This is a genomic window from Streptomyces vulcanius, from assembly GCF_042653945.1.
In the GTDB taxonomy this organism is placed as follows: Bacteria; Actinomycetota; Actinomycetes; order Streptomycetales; family Streptomycetaceae; genus Streptomyces; species Streptomyces mangrovi.
The window spans coordinates 257329-277295 of sequence record NZ_JBHSFK010000004.1 but is presented as its reverse complement, the minus strand read 5'-3'; the positions used below and the strand labels follow the sequence as shown (position 1 = coordinate 277295).

The 19967-nt window shown below is 70.1% G+C and carries 18 protein-coding genes; 11 read left to right on the top strand and 7 right to left on the bottom strand.

Annotated features, from left to right (window positions below; genetic code table 11):
* Positions 1-6 precede the first annotated feature (6 nt).
* The 9 genes from ACFPIH_RS08205 to ACFPIH_RS08165 all read left to right on the top strand — a co-directional run bounded on the left by ACFPIH_RS08205 (position 7) and on the right by ACFPIH_RS08165 (position 9139).
* Complete coding sequence (locus ACFPIH_RS08205) at positions 7-1092, top strand: MSMEG_0568 family radical SAM protein (protein WP_381169713.1); 1086 nt, start codon at positions 7-9, stop codon at positions 1090-1092.
* Positions 1062-2528 (top strand): MSMEG_0567/sll0787 family protein, encoded by a 1467-nt coding sequence (locus ACFPIH_RS08200; RefSeq protein WP_381169711.1) that lies wholly within the window; start codon positions 1062-1064, stop codon positions 2526-2528. The genes ACFPIH_RS08205 and ACFPIH_RS08200 overlap by 31 nt, the downstream gene beginning before the upstream one ends.
* Entirely contained in the window at positions 2525-3385 is an 861-nt protein-coding gene (locus ACFPIH_RS08195) for a carbon-nitrogen hydrolase family protein (RefSeq protein WP_381169709.1), read from the top strand. Before ACFPIH_RS08200 ends, ACFPIH_RS08195 begins: the two co-directional genes overlap by 4 nt.
* Complete coding sequence (locus ACFPIH_RS08190; RefSeq protein WP_381169707.1) at positions 3382-4218, top strand: carbon-nitrogen hydrolase family protein; 837 nt, start codon at positions 3382-3384, stop codon at positions 4216-4218. The genes ACFPIH_RS08195 and ACFPIH_RS08190 overlap by 4 nt, the downstream gene beginning before the upstream one ends.
* Positions 4215-5291, top strand: coding sequence for an MSMEG_0565 family glycosyltransferase (locus tag ACFPIH_RS08185; protein ID WP_381169705.1), 1077 nt, complete (start codon positions 4215-4217; stop codon positions 5289-5291). The genes ACFPIH_RS08190 and ACFPIH_RS08185 overlap by 4 nt, the downstream gene beginning before the upstream one ends.
* Before the next feature lie 233 nt (positions 5292-5524).
* Positions 5525-5728 carry a cold-shock protein gene (locus tag ACFPIH_RS08180; RefSeq protein WP_037751662.1) on the top strand — a complete coding sequence of 68 codons (204 nt, stop codon included), beginning with the start codon at positions 5525-5527 and terminating at the stop codon, positions 5726-5728.
* Between the two features lie 279 nt (positions 5729-6007).
* Positions 6008-7843: a hypothetical protein gene (locus ACFPIH_RS08175; RefSeq protein WP_381169703.1), complete on the top strand. Its 1836-nt coding sequence runs from the start codon at positions 6008-6010 to the stop codon at positions 7841-7843.
* 26 nt (positions 7844-7869) lie between these two features.
* Positions 7870-8280: a hypothetical protein gene (locus ACFPIH_RS08170; protein ID WP_381169701.1), complete on the top strand. Its 411-nt coding sequence runs from the start codon at positions 7870-7872 to the stop codon at positions 8278-8280.
* 67 nt (positions 8281-8347) lie between these two features.
* Positions 8348-9139: a hypothetical protein gene (locus ACFPIH_RS08165; RefSeq protein WP_381169699.1), complete on the top strand. Its 792-nt coding sequence runs from the start codon at positions 8348-8350 to the stop codon at positions 9137-9139.
* 153 nt (positions 9140-9292) lie between these two features.
* Here ACFPIH_RS08165 and ACFPIH_RS08160 read toward each other — a convergent pair whose 3' ends face one another.
* From ACFPIH_RS08160 to ACFPIH_RS08140, 5 genes are read right to left on the bottom strand one after another with little or no spacing between them, the layout of a single operon-like run.
* Positions 9293-11320: a PQQ-dependent sugar dehydrogenase gene (locus tag ACFPIH_RS08160; protein ID WP_381169697.1), complete on the bottom strand. Its 2028-nt coding sequence runs from the start codon at positions 11318-11320 to the stop codon at positions 9293-9295.
* Complete coding sequence (locus ACFPIH_RS08155) at positions 11317-12675, bottom strand: glycoside hydrolase family 27 protein (RefSeq protein WP_381169695.1); 1359 nt, start codon at positions 12673-12675, stop codon at positions 11317-11319. The genes ACFPIH_RS08160 and ACFPIH_RS08155 overlap by 4 nt, the downstream gene beginning before the upstream one ends.
* Positions 12672-14192 (bottom strand): glycoside hydrolase family 28 protein, encoded by a 1521-nt coding sequence (locus ACFPIH_RS08150; protein WP_381169693.1) that lies wholly within the window; start codon positions 14190-14192, stop codon positions 12672-12674. The genes ACFPIH_RS08155 and ACFPIH_RS08150 overlap by 4 nt, the downstream gene beginning before the upstream one ends.
* Before the next feature lie 12 nt (positions 14193-14204).
* Entirely contained in the window at positions 14205-15002 is a 798-nt protein-coding gene (locus ACFPIH_RS08145; protein WP_381169691.1) for a polysaccharide lyase family protein, read from the bottom strand.
* 43 nt (positions 15003-15045) lie between these two features.
* Positions 15046-16218, bottom strand: a complete 1173-nt coding sequence (locus ACFPIH_RS08140) for a glycoside hydrolase family 88/105 protein (RefSeq protein WP_381169689.1) — start codon at positions 16216-16218, stop codon at positions 15046-15048.
* A 345-nt stretch (positions 16219-16563) separates the two neighbouring features.
* On the opposite strand from ACFPIH_RS08140, the gene ACFPIH_RS08135 reads away from it, so the two are divergent.
* A complete protein-coding gene (locus ACFPIH_RS08135) occupies positions 16564-17244 on the top strand; it encodes a glycoside hydrolase family 75 protein (RefSeq protein ID WP_381169687.1) in 681 nt (226 codons plus the stop codon).
* An 80-nt stretch (positions 17245-17324) separates the two neighbouring features.
* Here the strand turns inward: ACFPIH_RS08135 and ACFPIH_RS08130 are convergent, their stop codons facing one another.
* A complete protein-coding gene (locus ACFPIH_RS08130) occupies positions 17325-18464 on the bottom strand; it encodes a glutathione-independent formaldehyde dehydrogenase (RefSeq protein WP_381169685.1) in 1140 nt (379 codons plus the stop codon).
* 172 nt (positions 18465-18636) lie between these two features.
* Here ACFPIH_RS08130 and ACFPIH_RS08125 point away from each other — a divergent pair, with 172 nt between their 5' ends.
* Positions 18637-18816: a hypothetical protein gene (locus ACFPIH_RS08125; RefSeq protein WP_381169683.1), complete on the top strand. Its 180-nt coding sequence runs from the start codon at positions 18637-18639 to the stop codon at positions 18814-18816.
* Between the two features lie 24 nt (positions 18817-18840).
* Here ACFPIH_RS08125 and ACFPIH_RS08120 read toward each other — a convergent pair whose 3' ends face one another.
* Positions 18841-19848 (bottom strand): CHRD domain-containing protein, encoded by a 1008-nt coding sequence (locus ACFPIH_RS08120; RefSeq protein WP_381169681.1) that lies wholly within the window; start codon positions 19846-19848, stop codon positions 18841-18843.
* Positions 19849-19967: the final 119 nt, after the last annotated feature.

Genomic DNA, 19967 nt, shown 5'->3' with positions numbered 1-19967 from the left:
CCTGCCGTGAGCGTTGGCACCGGATCGACGGCGGTGGATGTGCGGATCATGACCCGCGCCGAACTCGCCCTGCACGGAGTGGCGTCGGACGCCCCCGTGCGGCGGCCGGACGGCGCGGGGCCCAGCGACGACGGACACGTCCTTGTCGACGGTGCCAACGCCGCGCTGCCCACCAACCCCACCAGCCCCTACTCCGTACGGGACGGCAGGGTCTGGCTCGGCGAAGATGACACCGGCCTGACCCTGACCGCCGTACGCCGGCCGAGGTTCTACGACCTGACGACCGCCGACGGCGTCCCCTACGAGCACATCGCCCGACTGCACGGGGCCGACGTCCTGGCCACCACCGTCGTCCAGACCTGTATCCGCTACGCCGAGCCCGACCGCTGCCGCTTCTGCACCATCGAGGAGTCCCTGCGCTCGGGTGCCACCGTGGCCGCCAAGACGCCCGCCCAGCTCGCCGAAGTCGCCGAGGCGGCCGTGCGGTTGGACGGCGTCAAGCAGATGGTCATGACCACCGGCACCACCACCGGACCCGACCGCGGGGCCCGCAACCTCGTACGCTCCGTGCGCGCCGTCCTCGACGCCGTGCCCGGCCTGCCCGTCCAGGTGCAGTGCGAACCGCCCGGCGACCTCGCCTGGATCCGTGAGCTGCACGAGGCCGGAGCGACCGCCATCGGCCTTCATGTCGAGTCCCTCGACGACGAGGTACGGCGGCGCTGGATGCCCGGCAAGTCCACCGTCCCGATGACCGAGTACGAGGCCGCGTGGGACGAGGCGGTACGGGTCTTCGGGCCCAACCGGGTCTCCACCTACCTGCTCGTCGGCCTCGGCGAGGACCCCGACGAACTCATCGCGGGCGCGGGGGAGTTGATCGACCGGGGCGTGTACCCCTTCGTCGTCCCCTTCCGCCCGATGGGCGGCACGCTCGCCGCCCGCGACGGGGCCGGACCCCCGAGCGCGGAGCTGCTGCGGTACGTCACCGAGGGCGTCGCAGGGAAGCTGCGCGCGGCCGGGATGAACGGTGCCGACCAGCGGGCCGGCTGCGCGGCCTGCGGGGCGTGCAGCGTGCTGAAGACGGCGGGCGGGTGATGACCGTGTACCTCGACGGTTCCACGGCACCGCCCACGACGGACGGCCCGGCCGACATCCTCGCGCTTCTCGGAGACCGCAGCACACTCGCCCGCCGGCCCGCGTTCCACATCGAACAGGCCGCCGGGAAAGCCGAGCCGGCCGCCTACCGCCGACTGCGCCGGGACGCCTTCGTCCACGAACAGGGCCTCTTCACGGGCCACGACCTCGACGAACGGGACGCCGATCCCCGCACCCTCGTGCTGGTCGCCAAGGACCACACGGGCACCGTCGTCGGCGGCGTACGGCTCGGTCCCGTCAACGACGGCCCCGACATCGGCTGGTGGGCCGGTGGCCGGCTCGTGGTCGCACCGGGCGCCCGCGGCCCGCACGGCATCGGGGCTGCACTCGTCCGGGCGGCCTGCGCGCGGGCGGAGACGGAGGGCGTGCTGCGCTTCGACGCGACCGTCCAGGCACGCAACGAAGTCCTCTTCGGGCGGCTCGGCTGGCGCCCGGTGCGCGGGACGACCGTCGCGGGTGCGCCGCATGTGCTGATGCGGTGGCCGATCGGGCGCATCGCGGCACAAGTGGCCACCACGAAGGCCGCGTTGGGCCCGCTGCTCACCGCGCTGCCCGCTCCCGCCGGCTACGCCGGTGACGACGGCGCTCCCGTCCCCGGCACGGACGTGATCGCCGCCTGCGACGCCATCGTGCCGTCCATGGTGGAGCGCGACCCCGAGTGGGCGGGCTGGTGCTCGGTCCTCGTGAACGTCAACGACCTTTCGGCGATGGGTGCTTCACCGCTCGGTCTGCTCGACGCCGTCGGCGCCCGCGACGCCGCACATGCCGCGCGGATCCTCGCCGGACTGGCCCGGGCGTCGCAGGCCTACGGTGTCCCGGTGCTCGGCGGACACACCCAACTGGGCGTCCCCGCCGCCCTGTCGGTGACCGCGCTCGGCCGCACCGACCGCCCGGTGCCGGGCGGCGGCGGGCGTCCCGGACACGCCGTACGGCTCACGGCGGACCTCGGCGGGAGCTGGCGCGCGGGCTACCGGGGCCGTCAGTGGGACTCGTCCACCCGGCGTCGTACGGACGAACTGCGGGCCATGACCGGCGCGGTGGCCGCCGCCCGGCCCGCCGCCGCGAAGGACGTGTCGATGGCGGGGATCGCCGGCACCCTCGGCATGCTCGCGGAGGCGAGCGGCTGCGGAGCCGTTCTCGACGTGGCCGCGGTACCCCGCCCGGACGCGGCGTCGGCGGGCGACTGGTTCACCTGCTTCCCCGGCTTCGCGATGCTCACTGCCGACGCGCGGGACGCCCCGCCGCTGCCGGCCGGGCCCGCGACGGGCGCCGTGTGCGGCGAACTGACGGACGGACAGGGCGTCGGCCTGCGCTGGCCCGACGGAGAGATCACAGAAGCGGTCACCTCCACGGTGACCGGGATGGGGAGCGCATGACCACCCTGCGAATGGCGGCCGTCGCCGCCGAGTTCGGCCGCGATCTCGAAGAGGACTTCGCCGTCGCCGAGCGGCTGATCAAGGAGGCCCGCGAGCAGGAGGTACGGCTCCTCGCCCTGCCGGAGGCCTGCCTCGGCGGCTATCTGCTCAGCCTCGACGACGACAGCGCGCTGGACGAGGGCCCGCCCGCACTCGCCCTCGACGGGCCCGAGATCCGCCGACTGGCCTCCCTCGCCGGGGAGATGACGGTCGTCGCCGGCTACTGCGAGGCTGCCTTCGAAAAGGGCGCCGCCGCCCGCTACAACAGCGTCGTCTGCGTCAACGGCGATGGTGTGCTCGGCAACCACCGCAAGGTCCACCAGCCGCTCAGCGAGGACGCCAGCTACGCCTCCGGCGACCGCTTCCACGCCTTCGACACCCCGGTCGGCCGGATCGGCATGATGATCTGCTACGACAAGGCGTTCCCGGAGTCGGCCCGCGCGCTGGCCCTCGACGGCGCCGAGATCGGCGTGGTCGTCTCGGCCTGGCCAGGCTCACGGACCAACGCCGCGGCCGACCTCGTCGACGACCGCTGGAAGCGCCGCTTCGACCTCTTCGACCGGGCCCGCGCACTGGAGAACCAGATCGTGTGGATCTCCGCCAACCAGGCCGGTACCTTCGGGTCGCTACGCTTCGTCGGCAGCGCCAAGGTCGTCGACCCCGGCGGCGAGATCCTCGCCGACACCGGTGTCGGAGCCGGCCTGGCGGTCGCCGAACTCGATGTCGCCCAGGCCCTGGAGACCGCCCGCCGCTCGATGGGGCACCTGCGCGACCGGCGCCCGGAAACCTACACCTACGCAGGAGTCGTCAGCCCATGAGCAGCATCCGGATCGCGGCCGCCGCCGCCCACTTCGGCCGCGACCTGGAGTTCGACCTTGCCCGTATCGCCAAACTCGTCGACGACGCACGGGGCTCGGGCGCCGGACTGCTCGTCCTGCCCGACGCCGCGCTCGGCGGCTACCTCGCCGACCTGCGCCACCCCGACCCCGAGGCGCTGCCGCCGGCGCTCAAGCCGGACGACCCGCTGATCCTCCGGGTCGCCCGCCTGGCCGCCGAGATGGTCGTCTGCGTCGGCTACTGCGAGGACGGCGGGAGCGAGCGCTACAACGCCGCCGTGTGCGTCAGCGGCGACGGGATCCTGGGCCGCCACCGCAAGGTCCACCTCCCGGCCGGCGAGATCGCCGCCTACACCGCGGGCGACCGCTTCGACGCCTTCGACACCCCGGTCGGCCGCATCGGCATGCTCATCGACTACGACAAGACGTTCCCGGAGTCCGCCCGCTCCCTCGCCCTGGACGGCGCCGAGATCCTCGCCTGCCTCTCCGCATGGCCCACCAGCATCACCAACCGGGCCCCGCGGATGGCCCAGGACCGCCAGGCCAAGCTCTTCGACCTCTACGACCAGGCCCGTGCCGCCGAGAACCAGGTCGTCCTCGCCTCCTCCAACCAGACCGGCGCCATGGGCGGCATGCGCTTCCTCGGCCAGTCCAAGGTCGTCGGCCCCGGCGGCGACATCCTGGCCCGCACCTGGGCCAAGGCGGGCCTCGCCGTCGCCGAGATCGACGTCGCCGAGGAGATCGACCGCGCCCGCCGCGTCCTGCGCCACCTCGACGAGCGCCGGCCCGCCGCCTACCGGGAGACGACCTCGTGAAGATCGCCCTCCTCAGCTACTCCACCAAGCCGCGCGGCGGGGTGGTCCACACCCTCGCCCTCGCCGAGGCCCTCGCCGCCGCCGGGCAGGACGTCACGGTCTGGTCGCTGGGCCGGGGCGGCGACGACGGCTTCTTCCGGCCGGTGGCCCCGGCCGTCCGCGTACGGATCGTGCCCTTCCCGGACGGCCCGCCCGACGAGACGGTCGGCGCGCGCATCCTGCGCTCCATCGCGACCCTGCGCGCGGCCTTCGACCCGGCCCCGTACGACGTCGTCCACGCCCAGGACTGCATCAGCGCCAACGCGGCGGGCCCCTGCGTCCGCACGGTCCACCACCTCGACCGGTTCACGACGCCCGAACTGGCCGCCTGCCACGAGCGGGCCATCGTCGAGCCGTACGCGCACCTGTGCGTCTCACGGTCGGTCGCCGACGAACTCGCCGCCGGCTGGGGCATCGAGGCCGAGGTGATCCCCAACGGCGTTGCGTACGAACGCTTCGCGACCACGGCCCCGGCCGCCCGGGCCGGCTGGAGGGACCGGCTGGGCCGCTACGTCCTGAGCGTCGGAGGCATCGAGCCCCGCAAGGGATCACTGGACCTGCTGGAGGCGTACGCGCTGCTGCGGGCCGCACACCCCGGCGTACGGCTGGTGATCGCGGGCGGTGAGACCCTCTTCGACTACCGCGACTACCGCACCCGCTGGGAGAGCCGCGCGAGTGGACTCGGCATCGCCCCCGTCGTCCTCGGCCCCGTCCCCGACGACGACCTCCCCGCACTTGTCGCGGCCGCCGACGCCTTCGCCTTCCCCTCCCTCAAGGAGGGGTTCGGGCTCGCCGCGATGGAGGCGCTGGCCGCCGGGGTACCGCTCGTCGTCCGCGACCTCCCCGTCCTGCGCGAGGTCTTCGGGCCCGCCGCCCGATTCGGTGCCACTCCGCAAGCCCTGGCCGACGAACTCGGCAGGGCTCTCACCCACCACGACCCGGTCCGTCGCGCCGCCGGCCGCCGTCTGGCCGCCCACCACACCTGGGCCACCGCGGCCCGGCGCCACCTGGACTTCTACCGCTCCCTCGGCTGAGCGCACCGCCCACCCCGGAAGCGGAGTCGGGACAATCGGGCGGATGCTGCGGGAAAGGTCGGTAGTCTGCTGGTGAGGAGCGGCTTCTGCGTGTAGCGTCGCTCTCAGATGTCGTGGTTCGCAACACCTGCCCGCGCTGTTGCGCGGGCGTTTTGCTGTGCTGTGTTCGACCAGGGCGACTACCTCCGGGGGCCGCGCGGTGCGGTTCCTGACAGCGACTGAGAGGCACCAGCATGGCCAGCGGAACCGTCAAGTGGTTCAACGCCGAAAAGGGTTTCGGCTTCATCGCCCAGGACGGCGGGGGACCGGACGTCTTCGCGCACTACTCCAACATCAACGCCTCCGGCTTCCGTGAGCTGCAGGAAGGCCAGGCGGTGACCTTCGACATCACCCAGGGCCAGAAGGGCCCGCAGGCGGAGAACATCACCCCCGCCTGATCACGGGACGACGCCTCGGCTCCCGGAGCACCTGCTCCGGGAGCCGAGGCTTTTCTCTTTCCGTCCGCCATCGGGCCATAGCAGCAGAAGGCCACTTCGTACAGCAGGTGCGCCGCCATTCACTCCATCGGTGCAACCTGAAGCAACTCCCGTCACACATAGGCCACTTCGGTCGTATTTTTGCCGCCTCATCCCTCGACACGGGAGTGACGGGCCCGTCATGCTCGTCACCCCGTCGGACGAGTGCGACGGACCATCAGGGGGAGTGACGTGTCTGGCGTGAGCCTTCCGGAACACCGCTACAGCCGCACGGAGGGCACCCGCCTGCTCTGCGTCGGCGTCTACCAGGACCTGGGATTCCGACGGCGGGTCATCGAGGAGCTGGTCGATCACCGCGAGCGGCCCGTCGCGCCTCCCAACGGCGTCGACGTCCTGCCCGTGCTCGCGCACGCCCTCCAGGTGACCCGGCAGGAGGCACGTACCGCGCTGCTCATGCTCGGTGCCTGGGCCGGCTTCTTCCTGTCCGACGTGATCATGTTCTGGGACAGGGTCGCCGACCGCCGTGGTCACGGCGCCGACGTCGACTTCAGCGACGTCCTCGCCGCGATGTTCCAGGGCGACGACCAGCTGAGCAACGGCAGACCGCTGCCGTGGTCGGCGCTGTACGCGCTGGTCGCCCTGGCCCTGTGGTTCGCCCACCGGGCCGGCGGAGGCGGCAGCGCCGCCCGATCCGCGGGACTGCCCGACCCCGTCGCCAAGGCCGCCGACGGCGCCGGATCCCTGGTGTCCCTGGGAGCCTGGGCCTTCGCCTTCTTCTACTGGTACTCGTACGTCTCCGCACTGCTCGACGGCCACGCCCAGACGCCGTACCCCCTGCTGTTCCCCCTCGCGCTGGCGCTCATCGCCTGGTGGTACCAGACCTGGCAGCGAGAGGCCCTGTGCCGCCGGCTGGCCCGCTGGACGTTCTCCACCGCCACCCAGCCGGAGCTGCCCGAGGGTCCCCTGTTCGAGACGCTGCGCGACGACGTGCGGCGTGAGCAGGAGGCCATGCTCACGCTGTACGGCCCCGACAGCCCGTTCGTCGGTCTGGGGCAACAGGGCACTCCCTGGTCGTTCGCGATGGAACTCCGCAAGCGCCCCCGGCAGCCCGGCGAGAAGGGCACAACCGACTCCGGCGCCGACGCCACCGACGGCGGTGGTCTGCCGCGCCAGATCAGCGGCCCCCTCACCGCGGACACCGCGCTCTCCATGATCGAGCCGCAGCTGACCCGGCTGCGTGAGTCCGCCGCGCTGAGCGGCAAGGACCGGCTGCGGGACCTGGAGGTGGACCGATTCGTCTACCTGCCGGGAGGTGTGGAGCGCGACGAGGAGCTGGAGGTCGGCGGAGTTCCCGACCCGGCCGTCGTCCCGCGCGGCACCGGCCGGAGCCGGGGTCTGCCGGTCTACGACCCCGCCCAGGTCGCCGCCCACCAGCGCGAGGCCGTCGACGAGGGCGGCGAGGGCCGGCGGGTGTTCCTGCGCATCCGGGTCGGTGCCTGGCACGAACAGGTCGTCGTCACCGTCCTCGTCCGTGTGCACACCCAGGGCCGCATGCTCGTCCTCGAAGTGCTGCCCTACGTCCTCGGCCCCGTCCGCAGGGAGTTCCGCGCCGTCGACACCCTCGTGGACCGGCTCCCCGAGACATGGGTCCGCTCCGCGCTGCGCGCCCTGCGCCATGCGCCCGTGGTCGGAGTCGACGCCGGCATCGGAGGGCTCGCCACCCTGCGCAACACCCTCGCGACCGGATGGTCGGACCGTGACGCCCTCCCGGACGTGCCGAGGGTCTCGCTCCGCGAACTGGTGAGCACCAAGGGGCTGTCGGAGTTCCAGCGGATGGACAGCACCCGCTATGTGAAGACCATCCAGGAACGCATCGTCAACGGGGTCCGTGAAGCGCTCAAGGCGCACGGCTACCGCACCGAGGAGTTCGAGCAGCACGTCTACCAGCTCAGCGGTGGCAGCGTGTTCATCAAGGACATGTCCGGCGGCGCGGTGGCCACGGGCAGCCACGGCAGCGCCACCCACCACGGCACCACCCCGACCCCGTCGGCCGCACCGACGACCAACGCGATCTGAACGCCATGAGACAAGGGACGAACGGCATGTCGAGCGACGGACAGAGCACTCCGGAACAGCAGCCGGGCAACGGCGGCGGCGTCAGTATCGGTTCGATGAGTGGAGGATCGGTCTCCACCGGCACGTACGGCAAGGCGACGTCGTACAACACCACCGGCACCGGGCCGGACCCGCGCCACGCCGAACTCCTCGAAGCCATCCGGGACTTGCGCGGCGCGTTGCCGCCGGCGGCGGACCGCAGCGACCAGGACGCGGCGCTCGACGGTGAACTCGCCGACGCGGAGGCCGAGATCACGGGATCCGGGACCGCGAGTCCCGGCAGGCTCGCCCGGCTGCTCGGCGGAGTGCGGGGCTGGCTGGGATCCCAGGCCGCCGCGGCCGGCGCGGTCGCCTCGGCCACCGCGGTCGTCCAGGGCATCGCCCAACTGCTCGGCTGATGGGCGGAGCACATGCGATGACGGACACGGCGGTGCGGTACCAAAGACGGCATCAAGGACGGCGACGATGAGAGTGTTCGACACCGAGCGGCAGGAGTGGGCCGGATCGCGCCGCGAACGGCTCTTCAACACCGAGCGGTATCTCGACCTGCCGCGCCAGCGGAACATCCTCCAGCGCACGGCGATCGTGCTCACCGTGTGCGCGGTGGCCTTCGCCGGGTGGGCCCTGATCTGGAAGGACGAACCGGAGCCCTACCGCCCCCCGGCCGAGGGGGCACCCGTCGACCCTGGGGTCACCGACGGCAGCACCTCCGTGGACCCGACGACGGACGAGCCCACGGCGTCGGCCTCGCCATCGGCCGTGCCGCCGGCGGGCTTCGAGGCCCTCACCGACTCCGAGGGCTTCCGGATCGCCGTGCCCGAGGGATGGACCCGAGACAGCGCCGAATCGCAGTACGGCATCGACATCGTCGAGTACCGCGGCCCCGACGGCATCCGCAGGATCCAGATATTCCAGGTCATGGAGGACTCCCCGCACGCCTCGGTGGTGGAGGCCCAGAAGGCGGCGAGCACCCTGGACGGCTACCAGGAGACCCATGTGCAGTATGTGCCGGACCCCTCCGGGGGCCAGGCGGCCGAGCACGAGTACACGGCCGACGAACTGAGCGGCGAACCCGACACCGGTTCCTCGTACCACGTCATCGACTACCGCTTCGAGGCCGAGGACAGCGAGAACTACGCCCTGATCGTCTACGGCACCCAGGGCGGGGTGTCCGACGACGAGCGCGAACTGCTCGACACGGCCCGCGCCTGGTTCTGCCCGCCGGCCACGGAGTGCCCGGCACCGACAGGGACGTAGCCGTGGGTCCCCGGGTGTCGGTCATCCGGCCGACGGGGCGCCGACCGGGCCGGGCGAGTACCGCGAGGCACCGGACGTCCTGCACACCAGGATGCGCCGGAAGTCCTGTACGGCGGCACTCGCCCGGAATCGGCTGCGCGATCCCCGCGGGTCCTAGTCGATGCTCACCCGGAAGATCTTGTCCGCGCCGTCCGCCTCACCTCCGTTGTTGTCCGCGTTGGTCGTCGACAGCCAGAGCTGGTCGGCTCCCGGGACCTTGGTGACGGTCCGCAGGCGGCCGTAGGTGCCCACGTAGTACGCCGTCGCCGTGCCGACGTTCTCCGTGTCGCCGCTGATCGGGATCCGCCACAGCCGCTCGCCGCGCAGCGACGCCATGTAGACGACGTTGCGGACGATGGCGATGGCGCTCGGCGAGGCCTCGGAGACGTTCCACGTCTTCTTCGGGTTGGTCATTCCGGAGACGTCACAGGTGCCCTCACAGGTCGGCCAGCCGTAGTTGGCGCCCGGCTTGATGAGGTTGAGTTCGTCCTTGGAGCTGTTGCCGAACTCCGCTTCCCACAGACGGCCGTTGCGGTCGAAGGCGAGGCCCTGCGGATTGCGGTGGCCGTAGCTGTACACGTAGTTGTTGAACGGGTTGCCCGGGGCGGCCTTGCCGTCCGTGGTCATCCGCAGGATCTTGCCGTTCAACGACGTTTTGTCCTGGGCCAGTTCGGGTGTCTGGGCCTCGCCGGTGGAGACGTACAGATAGCCGTCGGGGCCGAAGGCGAGGCGTCCGCCGTTGTGGTAGCGGTTCTTCTTGATGCCCTGGAGGAGGACCGTGTAGTCGGTGAGGGAGCTGCCGTTGTACGTCATGCGGACCACCCGGTTGCCCTCGGAGGCCGTGTGCATGAAGTACACGTAGTGGTTGGTCGCCCACTTCGGGTCGACGGCCACACCCATCAGTCCGCCCTCGCCGTTCGTCGTGACGGCGTTCGGCACGGTTCCTACCTGGGTCTTCGTGCCCTCCTTGGTGACCTTCCAGACCCGGAAGTCGTCCCGCTCCGTGACCAGCGCCGTCTGCCCGTCGGGCATCCAGTACGTGCCCCAGGGGATGGTCCAGCCGCTGGAGACGGTCCCGATGGACGAGGGAACCCCGCCGTCAGTGGCACAGGCCTTCGTCGTGAAGGTGACCGTGTTGCTCTGCGGCGACACATTGCCGGCGGCGTCGCGGGCCACCACGTTCAGGGTGTACGGGCTGTTGCAGGCGAGCCCGGTGAGCGTGGTCGACGTACCTGTGACGCTCTTGTAGACCGTCGTGCCGCTGCGCACGTCGTAGCCGGCGACCGCCTCGTCGTCGGTCGAGGCGCCCCAGCTCAGGTCTGCGCTGTCGGCCGCGACGTTCGACGAGGTGAGCGTGCCGGGTTTGGTGGGCGGGGCGGTGTCGGAACTGGGCCGGGTCGTGCAGTCGACGACCGGGCTGGCCTGGGAGGCGTTTCCGGCGGCGTCGCGTGCGATGACGGTGAGGTTGTAGGTGGTGTTCGGACTCAGGCCGGTGAGTGCCTTGGACGTCGCGTCGCCCGCCGCCTCGGCGAGCTTGTTGCCGTGCTCGTAGAGGTCGTACGCGGCCACGCCCACGTTGTCCGTGGCGGCGCCCCAGGCGAGGGTGAGGCCGTTCTCGCCGATGGTCGGGCAACTCGGCTGGCCCGGCCGGGAGGGTGCCTGGGTGTCGGCGGCGGCGCCGACGCTGACGCGGTCGAGGTTGGGGCCGCCGTTCGCCGTGGTGGCGGTCGCGCGGATCTTGTTGGAGCCCGCGCCGAGCTGGACGTTCACACTCTTCGTCGCCCAGGTGTTCCAGTCGGCGGTGGCCGGGAAGGTCACACCGGAGGCGACGACCGTGCCGTTGACGGAGAGGTCCATGGGCCGGTCGACGGCCGTCCCGTTGGCATAGCGGAGCGTGACCGGGGAGGCGCCGGCGGAGGCCGCGCTCACCGTGAACTCCACGTACGAGCCGGTGATGTTGGTGTAGTCGACGAAGCCGGTGCCCGTGTAGCCGGTGTGGTTGGTGGCGACGGCGCCCTGCGAGATCGTGGCGTCCTCGGCCTGGTAGTCGGTGGCCGCCCGCGCCGCCGAGCCGCTCAGTGCGACCAGCGGCACGGCCAGGACGAGGGGGAGGCACCAGGGCAGCGCTCTGCTGGGTTTCACGGGTTCGTCCTTTCAGCCACCGGCTTCACTCGGATCAACCGGGTCTCGCCCGGTCGGAGCGTCGCACTGTACGAGTCGGCGATCTCACCCTTGTGCGACCCCGACCACAGGTCCGTGACGTCACCGGAGCCGGTGAACCCCACCTGCGACCAGTTCACACCGACCGTCGAGTTCCCGGACGTCCCCGTGTTGAAGAGGGCCACGACATACGCGCCGCTGCTCTCCCGTTTGCTCCAGACCTGCTGGACACCGCTGTTCACGATGCGTTTCGCCGCGACCCCGTCCTGGTCGACGCCGATGAGCCGGTCGTTGGTCAGCATCGCCTTGTCGACGGGGTCGAGCTTGGTCAGGTCCGTGCCCAGGAGCAGCGGTGCCGCCGCCATGGCCCAGAGGGTGAAGTGGGAGCGGCGCTGGTCGGCGGTCAGCCCCACCTGGTCACCGTTGCCGATCTCCAGCGAGTCGAGGTCGTTCCAGCCACCGGGACCCGCGTACGGCTGCCAGGAGGCCGCCGAGTTGAAACGGGCCGAGACATGCGACCAGTCGGTGAGCGGATAGCCGCTGCCGTTCTCACCCGGGCCGCAGTAGCACTCGACGTCGCCCTGGGTGCGCCAGCTGTTCGACAGTTGCCGCCAGGTGGCGGCGTCGGCGATCGGGAGGTTGTTGGAGAGCGCGAAGTTGATGGGCCGGCCGCTGGCCCGCAGCGCCTTGTCCCAGGCCTGGACGTCGGGGATGTCCTGGCTTCCCACCCCGTCGATCTTCAGGTAGTCGACGCCCCAGGAAGCGAACTGCCGTGCCCAGGAGTTGACGAACTCCTGCGCGCCCGGCTTCCCGTAGTCGATGTAGTACATGTTCTTGCAGTTGTAGTTCTTCTCGGTCTTCGAGGTGTCCGCGATGTCCTGGGCGTGGTACGGGGTCCCCTCGATCGGCGTGTTCGCGGTGACCGCGTTCTTGGCGATGCCCGGGGTCACATAGAAGCCGAACTTCAGTCCCTTGGAGTGGATGTAGTCGGCGAGCGCCTTCATCCCGGAGGGGAACTTGGCCGCGTCGACGGTCCAGCGTCCGTAGGAGTCGACGACGAAGCCGTTCGCGTCGCACTTCTGCCAGAAGTCGTCGAGGTTGACGTACACGAATCCGTGGTTCTTGAGGCCGCTCGACACCATCGCGTCGGCCTGTGCCCTCATCTTCGCCTCGGTCGGTGTGCGGCGCACGAAGCTCCAGCTGCTCCAGCCCATCGCCGGGCGGACCGAGAGACCGTTGTCGGAGGCGGCGGCGGGCGGGGCACCGCCGAGCAGCGGCAGGGCGGAGGCGATCATCAGCGCCGCCACCGTCAGGACGAGTGATCTGATGCGGTTCATGAGTGTCCCTCCAGACGGACCTTCCCGGTGTCGGCGACCCGGAGCGCCCCTCCCGTGGTGGTGTGACTGTCCGTCACGCGGTAGCCGGTGACGCCCTGGAAGCCCAGGTCGTGCGGTGAGTCGTCGCCGCGCTGGGCGGTGAAGCGGTGGAAGCGCAGATCGCTCGCCGCGTTGGCGATGACCGCGGGGCGGCCGTCGTCCGCGGCGAACCTCACCGAGCTGTCCCTGAAGGTGACATGGTCCGCGTTGTGCAGGTACCAGCCGTAGGCGGGCCGGGTGCCGATGCTCTTCGGGTTGTAGTCGGTGGAGTCGTTGTCCGGCACGGCCGTCGACATCGTGCCGTTGCCGCCGGGCACGGTGATGTGGACATCGGTGAAGGTGACCCCGCTGATGCGGTGACCGTTCTCGCCCCACAGGGTCGGGCTGAACGACGGATCCGAGCCGGTGGCGGTGATGTTGTCGTAGGTGATGTCGCTGATGGAGCCGACGCCCGGATCGTTGCCGCAGCGTTTACGGGTGCCGATCTTCTGCATGATCGGCGAGCGGACGCCGGTCATGGTGATGTCCCGGTAGTGGACGTCGGAGATCTTGGCGCCGTCCATGGAGACCATGCCGAGCCCGGACTTGTTCGAGCCCTCGATGCGGATCTTCGCGAACCGGTAGTCGGAGAAGTCGCCGCAGGTCTCGGAGCCGAACATCAGGGCGTTGCAGCAGACCGCCGAGAGATACGAATCGCTCACCTGTACATGGCCGTTGGGGAGTTTCGCGCCGAGCGCGTAGTCGCTCTTGAAGGCGAGCGCGTCGTCGTTGGCCCTGATACTGGCGCGGGTGACCGTGACGTCGGTGGTGGAGATGATGTTCCAGCCGTCGCGGTCGCTCGCCGTGTCGATGGTCAGCCGGTCGGAGACGACGTTCGCGCAGCCGTTGACGAGAGCCGCGAAGTGCCCGCCGCGACGCAGGGTGAGTCCGTCACCGATGCGCAGTCCGGCGCACCGCGTCAGGGAGATGATCTTGTCTGCCTCGCCGGCCTTGGGGGTGCCGGTGATGAGGTTGCCCAGCCCGTCGATGACGCCCTCGCCCACGAAGCCGATGTTCCGCAGCCGGTCGCCGTGGATCATCGCGTTGTGGAAGTGGCTGTGCCCGTAGTCCTGGTAGGCGTCGTACGGGTTGTCCTCGGGCGGGTCGTAGGTGTCGGTGCCGGCCCCCTGGAGGGTCGCGCCCTTGTCGAGCCGGAGGGTGACCTCGCTCTTCATGTGGAGGGTGTTCTCGGACCTGTACCGGCCCGCGGGGAAGCGGACCGTGCCGCCGCCGGCCGCGTTCGCGGCGGTGATGGCCGCGTCGACGGCCGGGCTGTCGTTGGCCGAACCGTCGCCCTTGGCTCCGTAGTCCCGCACATCGAACTCGGCGGCCGTTCGGGGCGGTTGCCGACCCGTGGCCGGGGCCGAGGGATGGCTCAGGCCGAGGACGACGGCGAAGGCCAGGAGGACGGTCGCCACCCATCGCTTGCGCTGCAGCATGGGACCGTCCGATCAGACGAGTTGGTAGCCGCGCAGATTGGTGAGCAGGAGATAGCAGTCCTGCAGGGACCCCGAAGTGTCGCCCAGGGAGCGGTAGATGCCCCACTTCGGGCGTACCCGGTCGGCGAGGAAGGTGTCGACGCCGGTCTTCGACGCGTCGATGACCGTGGTCGAGCCGCTCTTGAGGATCCAGCGCACCGAGCCGGCCGTGCCGTTGCCGACCTTGATCTGGAAGTCGACGTCGGTCCATTTGTCGTGCAGCGGGTCGAGGCTGGTGCGGCCGACGAGGGTGTCGCTCTCGAACAGCTTCAGCTCGATGGTCTGCGCCCCGTTCACCCGGCGCAGTGACTGCACGACGATGGGCGAGGAACCGGCGCCCGGCTGCTTCATCTGCATGATGTGGGTGAAGGTGGTGGTCGCCTTCAGAGAGCTCGGGATGTACATCGAGTACGTGATCCGCCAGGTCTGGCCCGAGGTCCACTTGAGGTAGTCGCTGCCGCTGCCGTTGCGCAGACCGGTGACCTCATGGCGCTGGCGGTCGGTCGAGGTGTCGCGGTCGACCGTGTGCATGTTGAAGCGCCAGTTGTTGCCGGTGGCGAAGATGTGCGGCGAGGCCGACGTATGGGAGTCGGCGCGGTCGTCCTCGATGGTCTCGAAGGCGCCGAGGCCGTCGCTGCTCGCCGACGGTGCCCACTTCTGCTGCCAGGAGGCGGCGTGCGCGATGCCGGGCAGGCCGCCGACCGTGGCCGCCGCGGCGCCGCCGAGTGCCGCGCCGAGCAGGGCCCTGCGGGATGTGCGGGATGTGTTCATGACTGACTCACCTCGTTCTGTGTGGGGGGTTGCGTGGTGCGTGTCACCTGCTCCTGAGCTGCTCGTTCATGATCAGGAAAGCGCCGAGGCCGTGGAAGTCGTTGGTCTCCCGGGGCCGTGCGATGTAGAAGGCGTAGTCGCCGACGTTGGTGCCGATGGAGATGTCGGTGAGGTTGGTGCGGCCGTCGGAGTCGAGCGAGATTTTGGCGAGGACGCCCCGGTAGCCGCGCCGCGCGACGGACTGGTAGCGCGCGTCGATGTACTTCTGCTGGGCGCCGCGCGAGAGGGCGTAGGTGAACATGCTGGAGCAGGAGGTCTCGGTCCAGTTGTCGCTCTGGCCGCCCTTGTCGATGACCTGGAACCAGCGCCCGGTCGCCGGATCCTGGTACCGCTCGAGACCGGCGGCCAGATCCCGGAGGATGCCGACGAGTTGGGGGCGGCGCGCGTGCCCCGTGGGGAGCGCGTCGAGCACGTTGACGAGCGCCATCGAGTACCAGCCGACCGCCCGGCACCAGTGCTCGGGGGCGAGCCCCGTCGCCGGATCGGCCCAGCTCACGGTCTTCGACTCGTCGTAGGCGTGCCGCAGCAGCCCGTTCGACACCTGGAGGTGGCGCCCGTAGACGGCAAGCTGTCTGGCCGCCTCGTCGTTGGCGTAGGCCGAGTCGCCGAACTCCTTGCCGTACTCGACGAGGAACGGGTTCACCATGTACACGCCGTCGGACCAGAGCTGGTGGGCGCGACTGCTGGTGTCGGCGTGCCAGAAACCGCCGTCGGAGGTGCGCGGGAAGCTGTTCAGCCGGTCACGGATCTTCTTGGCCGCGATGCGGTAGCGGTCCTCGCCGGTCTCACGGTGCAGGATCACCAGCAGCCGGCCGGCCTGCATGCTGTCGAGGCTGTTGAAGTTCTGGTCCATGGTTCCGTCGGCGCGCACGAAGCGGTCGACATAGCTCTGGATGTAGGTGAGGTACCGGGGCTCGTGGGTGCGCCGGTAGGTGAGGTACTGGCCGTAGAGATACAGGCCGACGGGGTAGGACCAGCTGCCGATGGTGCTCGGTGTGAAACGGGCCGTGGTCGAGTCGACCATGGCCACGGACCAGTCGGTGGCGGCGGCCGGACGGGTGGCCGGAGTGTGCTGCTGCGGGGCCGCGGCCGAGACCGTGAGCAGACCCGCGGTGGCGAGTGCTCCGGCGGCCAGCGTCGCACGGAGGCGTTTCATGACGTTCCCGCCGTCAGGACTTGGTCCTCCGATGTTTTCTGGATGCTGCTCATAGGCGTGCTCGCTTTCCTGCAGAGCGGAGGGTGCGGGGGTACTCTGAAGTGCCGAAAGGGGCCAGAGTGGTGCCGCTGTTCACATGCGTGTACCAGGTTCAGTCACCCGATTGCGGGGCGTGGAACAGAGTCCCGGTCTGACCGACCATGGTCAATGGTCCGGACCGATAAGGTCGGATCTATTTCTCGCCAATTTCTGCTCGGGCAAGGGGCTTGACGGCGTCGGCGGGGTGGGTCCACCTTGTACGGCAGCCTCGTAAGGAAACTTTCCTAACAGAAGGGTCCCCCCACAGTGCCCTCTCGAACACTGACCCTCACGGCGGCCGCCGGTGCCGCCCTCCTCGCCGCCGCCGTCCTCCCGGCGAACGCCACCGCCTCGGTCCGGGAGGGCTCGGTCAGCGCGGCCGACCTCCTCGCCAAGGTGACGTCCTGCTCGCAGATATCGAGCGGCAAGTACAGGACCGACGACGAGACCTCGGCCTCCATTCCGGTGTGCGGCAAGAACGGCGCCGTCTTCTGGAAGGCCGACATGGACATCGACTGCGACGGCCAGCGCACCTCCCAGTGCAACGAGGACACCGACCCCTGGTACCAGGACGACACGGCCTTCCACCAGTCGGACGGCAAGCCGCTGCGCGCCGACACGCTGCCCTACGTCGTCGTGCCCAGCTCCAGTTCCATCTGGAACTACGGCTCCGCGGGCATCAAGGGCGCCGGGGTCGTCGCCGTGATCTACCAGAACAAGGTGGAGTACGCGGTCGTCGGCGACACCGGCCCCACGAAGATCATCGGCGAGGCCTCGTACGCGACGGCCAAGGCGCTCGGCATCGATCCCGACCCGGAGAACGGCGGCACCGACTCCGGCGTCACCTACATCCTCTTCAAGAACTCCAAGGTGTCACCCATCGAGAGCCACAGCGCGGCGGTGGACCTCGGCGATCAGCTGGCCCAGACGTTCCTCCGCAACAACTAGGCACACCACGGCGCCCGCCGGCCAGGTTCTGGCCCTGACCGGCGGGCGCTCCGCGTGAGGCGGTCCGGGGAGGTTACGGGTTACCTCCCTGGGTGCAGAACCACCTTGGTGTAGCCCTCGACGCGCTTGTCGAACTTGTCGTACGCCCCGGGTGCGTCCTCCAGGGACAGCTCATGGGAGACGACGAAGCTCGGCCGCGCGCGGCCCGCGACGATGAGGTCGCGCAGCTGCCGGTTGTAGCGCTTCACGTTGCACTGCCCGGTGCCCAGACGCAGCCCCTTCTCGAAGAGCTTGCCGATCGCGACGATGAGACGGCCGCGCTTGGAGTGCTCGTCCGGTCCGCCCGGGTCCGCCGGTACGTAGAGCCCGGGTATGCCGAGCGCTCCGGTCGGCCGGACGGTCTCGATGATCGAGTTCAGGACGGCCGCCGGCTCCTCGCGGTCCTCGTCCCCGGCCATGGCCTGGTATCCGACCGCGTCGATGCCCTTGTCCGTGCCCTCGCCGTTCGTCTGCTCCTTGATCTGCTGCACCGGGTTGCCCTCGGCGAAGTTGATCGGGATCGCGCCGATCTCCTCGGCCTTCTGCAGCCGCTCGAGGACCCGGTCGACGACGAACACCTTCGACGCGCCACGCAGCATCGCCGAGTAGGCGGCCATGAGACCGACGGGCCCGCCGCCGTACACCACGACGCTCTCGCCCGGGGACACCTGGGCGAGTTCGTTGCCGTGGTAACCGGTCGGGAAGATATCGGCGAGCAGTACGAAATCGCGCTCGTTCTCGGTTCCCTCCGGCAACTTCAGACAGTTGAAGTCGGCGTACGGTACGCGCACGTATTCGGCCTGACCGCCGGTCCACGGCCCCATCGCGACATAGCCGTATGCGCCGCCGGCGAAGCCCGGATTCACGGTGAGACAGAATCCGGTGTAGTCGGCCACGCAGTTCTTGCAGAATCCGCAGGCGACATTGAAGGGCATGACCACACGGTCGCCCTTCTTGAGGGAGGCGACCCCCTCGCCGAGCTCCTCGATGATCCCCATGTTCTCGTGACCGAAGACGATGCCCGGTTCGGCGGCGGTGCGCCCCTCGTACATGTGCAGGTCAGAGCCGCAGATCGCGGTGGACGTCACCCGTACGATCACTTCGTTCGGGTGTTGGATCCGGGGTGTCTCCACCTCTTCCACAGCTACTTCGAACGGTCCTTTGTAGACGACAGCCCTCATGTGACACCTCCGATGAGCGATGCGTGCTCTTTTGCCGGAGGCAAACGGCGGTCAACGGAACGTAGCCTGCTGCGAACGGCCCGTAGAAAGGGCCGCGGCCGTTCGCCTCACGTGACCTAACTCATGCTCCCCCCTATAGGGAGCATGAGGCAAGGCGGCTATTTTCGAATACGTGACCAAACGCTTCGGGACTTTGCTCGTCCCGGTGTCCGGGCTGTCGGGCACCACATACCCGCCGGGGACGCCCGTGGCCATCAGCGGCCGTGGGGCGTCCGTCGACGCCTTCGTGGGCGGCGACTGGATCCCCCTCGCGTGGTGGGAGTTCGCCGAGGGGCGCACCGAGAGCGACTGACAGGCGGCAGCCCGGCTGCGGCGGTCAGTGGAAGAGCTGGCCGCGCACCGCGCCGTCGGGGAACTCGGACGTGTGCAGGTTGGAGTAGAACCCGGTCGGGTGCTTCTTGATCTGCCTCAGCACCGCGGCGTCCGCGACGGCGACCGAGCCCGAGACGGCGAAGATGTTCTGCGGGACGGGCGTGGTGAACAGCGGCACCTTCACGGCCCCGTTCTTGCCCTGCACGCCCTGGTGGATGTGTCCCGCGACCGGCTCCGCGATGTTCACCCAGGCCAGGGAGTACTCCACGGAGCGGTGTCCGGGGTGGAGGAAGGTCACGGCGTGACCGTCCGGGTCGCCCACCTTCTTCGGGTCCTCGGCGGGGACCTCCTGGCTGCCGTCGGCGAGGGCCCGCAGGCCGCCGCCCTTGATGATGGCGAGCGGGTTGACCGACCCGCGCAGCCGCTTCAGCTGGCCGCGCACGGCTCCGCCGGGGAACTCCGCACTGTGCAGGTTGACGTAGAAGCCGCCGGGATCGGTGCGCAGACGCTCGGCCAGCGCGGCGTCGGTGACGGTCTGGCCCGCCGCCGAGTGCACTCCGGCGGGCATGGCGGTGGTGAACAGCCCTGTCTTGACGGCGCCGTTGGCACCTGCCTTGCCCTCGTGGACGTGGCCGAGCGTGGGCGCTCCGATGCCCTGCCAGCTCAGGGCGAAGGTGACACGGTCGCCCTTGACCTTGACGAGGGCAACGGCACGGCCGTCCTTGTCGCCGACCGCCGGACCGCCCGGGGTCGGCACCTCCTGCGCGCCGTCGAGCCGGGCCACGAGGGAGACGGCCGGAGACTTCGCGGACACCGCCGGCAGCCTTTCCGAGGCCGAGCCGGAGGCCGGGGCGGAGCCGCTGTGTCCCATACCGCTCATGTCACCCATGCCGCCGGTGTGACCGGTGTGACCGGTGTCGGCCGCGGCCGGGACGGCGGCGGCGCCGGCCAGCACGCCCGCAGCGAGGACGAGTGCCGATACGGCCGAGACGGCGGCGTTGTTCTTGCGCATTTCTTGGTCCTTACGAGTGCCGGGTACTGCTTCGGACACCCGGCACACGGCTGAGGCGGCGAGGCGGTTCGGCGGGAAATCCGATTGAACCCATTTTTCGGTGCGCACGTGTGGGGATC